General features: G+C 56.6%; 5 protein-coding genes, 1 other RNA gene and 1 pseudogene. All 7 read left to right on the top strand.

Annotation, left to right across the window (positions count from 1 at the left end; translation table 11 throughout):
• A partial coding sequence (locus K5905_RS29210) for a LysE family translocator (RefSeq protein ID WP_297591032.1) occupies positions 1–489 on the top strand: 489 nt, incomplete at its 5' end.
• Between the two features lie 94 nt (positions 490–583).
• Positions 584–681: signal recognition particle sRNA small type (gene ffs, locus K5905_RS29205), an RNA gene on the top strand.
• 131 nt (positions 682–812) lie between these two features.
• The gene (locus K5905_RS29200) at positions 813–1,070 is read left to right on the top strand and encodes a hypothetical protein (RefSeq protein ID WP_297591030.1); all 258 of its coding nucleotides are present in this window, start codon (positions 813–815) and stop codon (positions 1,068–1,070) included.
• Entirely contained in the window at positions 1,060–1,461 is a 402-nt protein-coding gene (locus K5905_RS29195) for a hypothetical protein (protein WP_297591028.1), read from the top strand. Before K5905_RS29200 ends, K5905_RS29195 begins: the two co-directional genes overlap by 11 nt.
• A gap of 148 nt (positions 1,462–1,609) precedes the next feature.
• Positions 1,610–3,475 (top strand): DNA polymerase III subunit gamma/tau, encoded by a 1,866-nt coding sequence (locus K5905_RS29190; RefSeq protein ID WP_297591034.1) that lies wholly within the window; start codon positions 1,610–1,612, stop codon positions 3,473–3,475.
• A 105-nt stretch (positions 3,476–3,580) separates the two neighbouring features.
• Positions 3,581–3,901 carry a YbaB/EbfC family nucleoid-associated protein gene (locus tag K5905_RS29185; protein ID WP_297591026.1) on the top strand — a complete coding sequence of 107 codons (321 nt, stop codon included), beginning with the start codon at positions 3,581–3,583 and terminating at the stop codon, positions 3,899–3,901.
• Positions 3,902–3,923: 22 nt separating this feature from the next.
• Positions 3,924–4,000: pseudogene (locus K5905_RS29180) on the top strand (recombination protein RecR); the annotation flags it as partial.

The following is a 4,000-nucleotide window of genomic DNA, read 5'->3' as shown; positions in this document are numbered from 1 at the left end:
GCCTTTTTCCTGCACGGAACACTTTCGATCCTCGGGATTTCGGTCATCCTCGTGCATTCGGCAGAAGCCTTTTTTGCCGTCAAGATGCTGGGAGCAGCCTATCTCTTCTGGATCGGTTTGAAAGCCCTGCGAGAAGCGTTTTCCAGGAAAGCCCTTGCACCTTCCGTCAAACCTGCCAAGCGAAAGCGCACCTTGACCAAAGCCTTCGGGGAAGGGTTCCTGACCAATGCGCTGAACCCGAAAGTCTCGATGTTCTATCTTGCTGCCTTTCCGCAGTTTATTCCCGCTGGCGAAGGTGCGATGACCGCCGCGTTCTCATTGGTGGCCATTCACTCGTTGATCAATGCACTCTGGTTCGGCGCTATGATTGTGCTGCTTTCCAAAGTCAGCAATGCGGCAAGGAGCGTGTCATTTCAACGCTGGTTAAAAGGTGTGACTGGTCTTGTCTTCATGGGCTTCGGCCTGAAACTGGCAACTTTGCAACCCTGACAGGAACTGCGGACCGGGCTCGTTTCAACGGCAAACAAAAAACATCGTCAGACCCCTTGCCAAACCCCCGGGCCCATCTGATATAAGGCGCTCGGGAGGTTGGTGGTGGACGAGCCACTCGCCAACCGGGTCAGGTCCGGAAGGAAGCAGCCCTAACGAGCCTCGGCACGGGTCGCCGTGCCAGCCTCCCACCCTTTAATATGTCTTATACGTTTGTCAGACACCGCCGATACCGTGCGGTGTTTTTTGTTTTGTGCCTTTCCAGACCGGTGCGTAGAACAGTAAGCTTGACTCATTGGTACATTGTTACCAATATAACAAACATGACCAAATCTGTTGAACGGGTCCAGACCGGAGTGCGTCTGGAAAAACGTCTTCTCAAGGTTCTTAAGGGTCTTGCGGAGCATCTGGACATGTCTCTCGGTGACCTGATCGAAGGGCTGGCGCTGCACGCATTTGAGAACAAGCCGCCTTTTTCGGAAGAAACGCTTGGCAAGATCGCGCAATTGAAGAGCGTTTACGACCTCGATCTGAGCGCTTCTGACAGCCACAACCTCCAGGATAATTCAAATGAGACCTGAGCTTCGGGACTATATTGAGCTGACGGACAGGTTCGAGGCGCAATCCGTGGATGCCGGGACATTCACTCATGTCGATCACATTGGTGTCGCCTGCCGGATGCTGAAAAAATACGACTTCCTGGAAGCGGCTGCGCGCTATGGCACTGCCCTTCGCGCGATAGCAACAAAGGCAGGGGCGCCGGACAAATTCAACACGACCCTGACACTTGCCTTTCTGGGGGTCCTGTCGGAGCGTATGGCAGAGACACCTCACGAGACCTTTGCGGAATTCCTGGAGAAAAATCAGGTTCTTGTCTCCCGATCTCTTATAAGTACCTGGTATTCAAGCGATCGCGTTGGCAGCCAACTGGCCAGACGGGCCTTTTTGATGCCGGATCGGTTCAGGAACTAGCTGACTTGAGGTTTGCAGCTATTGTGAACTCTCCCCCAACCGTTCACAGAAAAACTTTCAAAAGGCCGTCCACCTTTTTGAAAAAGTCGCTATTGTGCGGCTCATGGATGAAACAGGTTTTCCGCAAGAAGGCGCTTCTGCGCCGGACATGACCAGCAACGCTGCGACAGGCAGTCATAACCAGGATGGCGCATATCGCGTCCTGGCACGCAAGTACCGTCCGAAAACCTTTGAGGACCTGGTTGGCCAGGAACCGATGGTACAGACGCTGGAAAATGCGTTCGACACCGGCCGCATTGCCCAGGCCTGGATGCTGACCGGTGTCCGTGGCGTCGGCAAGACGACCACGGCCCGCATTCTGGCCCGTGGACTGAACTATGAAGTTCCAGGTGAGGCCGACAAGCCGACGGTCAAGCTGACCCAGGAAGGAACGCACTGCAGGGCGATCATGGAAGGTCGCCATGTCGATGTCATCGAGATGGACGCGGCGTCCCATACCGGCATCAACGACATTCGCGAGATTATAGATGCTGCCCGGTACCGTCCGGCGACGGCGCGTTACAAAGTCTACATCATCGACGAAGTGCACATGCTCTCCAACGCAGCTTTCAACGGTCTTTTGAAAACGCTGGAGGAGCCGCCCGAGCATGTGAAGTTCATCTTTGCGACCACCGAAATCCGCAAAGTACCAATCACCGTTCTGTCCCGGTGCCAGCGCTTCGACCTGCGCCGGATCGAACAGTCAAAACTGATTGGCCTGTTGCGCCGGATCTCGGACGCCGAAGGCATCCAGATTTCCGACGATGCCCTGATGCTGATTGCTCGGGCCGGCGAAGGTTCGGCGCGCGATTCTCTGTCGCTGCTCGATCAGGCAATGGCGCATGGGTCCGGGGCGATCGAAGCCGAGGACTTGCGAAATATGCTCGGTCTTGCGGATCGTGCGCGGGTGATCGATCTTTTCGGTCACCTGATGGCGGGTGGGATCGAGGAAGCGCTCAACGAATTGCAGGCGCAGTATGAAGTCGGTGCAGACCCCGCGGTCGTGCTGACCGATCTGGCCGATTTCACCCATCTTGTGACGCGGATGAAGGTTGCGCCCAAGTCGGCGGACGAAGCCTCCGTCACCGAAGCCGAGCGTGCCCGGGGGCGGGAGTTTGCCGAGAAGATTTCGGTGCGTCTGTTGTCCAGAGCCTGGCAGATCCTGTTGAAAGGCGTACAGGAAGTGCAAGCTGCGTCCAAACCGCTGGCTGCGGCTGACATGGTTCTAGTACGTCTCGCTTATGCTGCCGATTTGCCGGATCCGGGCGACTTGATGGCGCAGATCAAAAACGGCCAGAACCCGCTTGGCGGCACTACGCCGTCTTCCGCTGGTGGCGCTGCTCCATCGGGCGGCGGAGGCCAGGCAATGGCTGTCGGCATGCCGCATAGTTCTTCTGGCGGACCGGGGGGCGGTCCGACCATGCAGAGCGGTGGACGCCCGCAGCTTTCTGCGATCCAGGGGGGAATGCCGGATCCGCAAACTGCACCGCAGACAGAAATCCGGCCCGAGGCCCCGCCGCAGCCGGCGTACAATCTACGTAACCTTCAGGACTGTGTTGCGCTTGCCTCTGAAAAGGGAGATATCCCGTTCAAGGTCGCAATCCGGCGACAAATGCGGCTGGTGAAGTTCGAGCCGGGCAAGATCGAGATTCAGCCGACAGAGGATGCACCTGCCGATATCGCCGGTGAATTCGGACGTAAACTGACCGAATGGACCGGACAGCGCTGGTTTGTGGTCGTCTCGCGCAATCAGGGGCGGCCAACCCTTCACGAAGAAGAAGAAGCCAATCAGCAGCAACTCCTGTCGGACGCCAAGTCCCATCCGACTGTTGCCGCGCTGCTCGCCCAGTTTCCCGGTGCGAAGGTGGTTGATGTGAAGGTACAGGCCACGGAAGAAGACGAAGCGGCCATGGCCGATCCGATTTTGAGCGATCCATTGCTCAATGAAGCGTTGGGCGAAGACGAAGATGATTGATTAGAAGTGATTGTTCTTCTACACGCTTGTTCCCAAATTAGTTAAAGAGACAATTGAAAGGGCGCGCGGTTCGCGCCGCCTCTGCAGTTTTCAAGGAGAGAGCCGATGGACTTCCTCAAGATGATGAAGCAGGCCAAGCAGATGCAGGAGCAGATGGGCTCGCTGCAGGAACAGATTCAGGACATCGAAGCCGAAGGTTCGTCCGGCGGCGGGCTTGTCACCCTTCGGCTGAATGGTAAGGGTGAGCTGAAAAGCCTGACGATCGATCCGTCTCTTCTGAAGGAAGAAGAAGGCGAGATCCTGGAAGATCTGATCATTGCCGCTCATACGGATGGCCGGGTGAAGATTGACCAGGCAATTCAGGACAAGACCCAGGAAATGATGGGCGGCCTCGGTCTGCCTGCCGGCATGAAACTGCCGTTCTAATTTCATATACGGGCGAGCGTTTATGGCACAAAGACATGTCGCGGGACCTGAGATCGAACGATTGATCCAGCTGCTGGCCAAACTGCCAGGGCTGGGGCC

The sequence above is a fragment of the Roseibium sp. genome (assembly GCF_025698965.1).
Lineage (GTDB): Bacteria > Pseudomonadota > Alphaproteobacteria > Rhizobiales > Stappiaceae > Roseibium.
The sequence above is the reverse complement of the archived record's forward strand: the minus strand, read 5'-3'. Positions and strand labels throughout refer to the sequence as shown.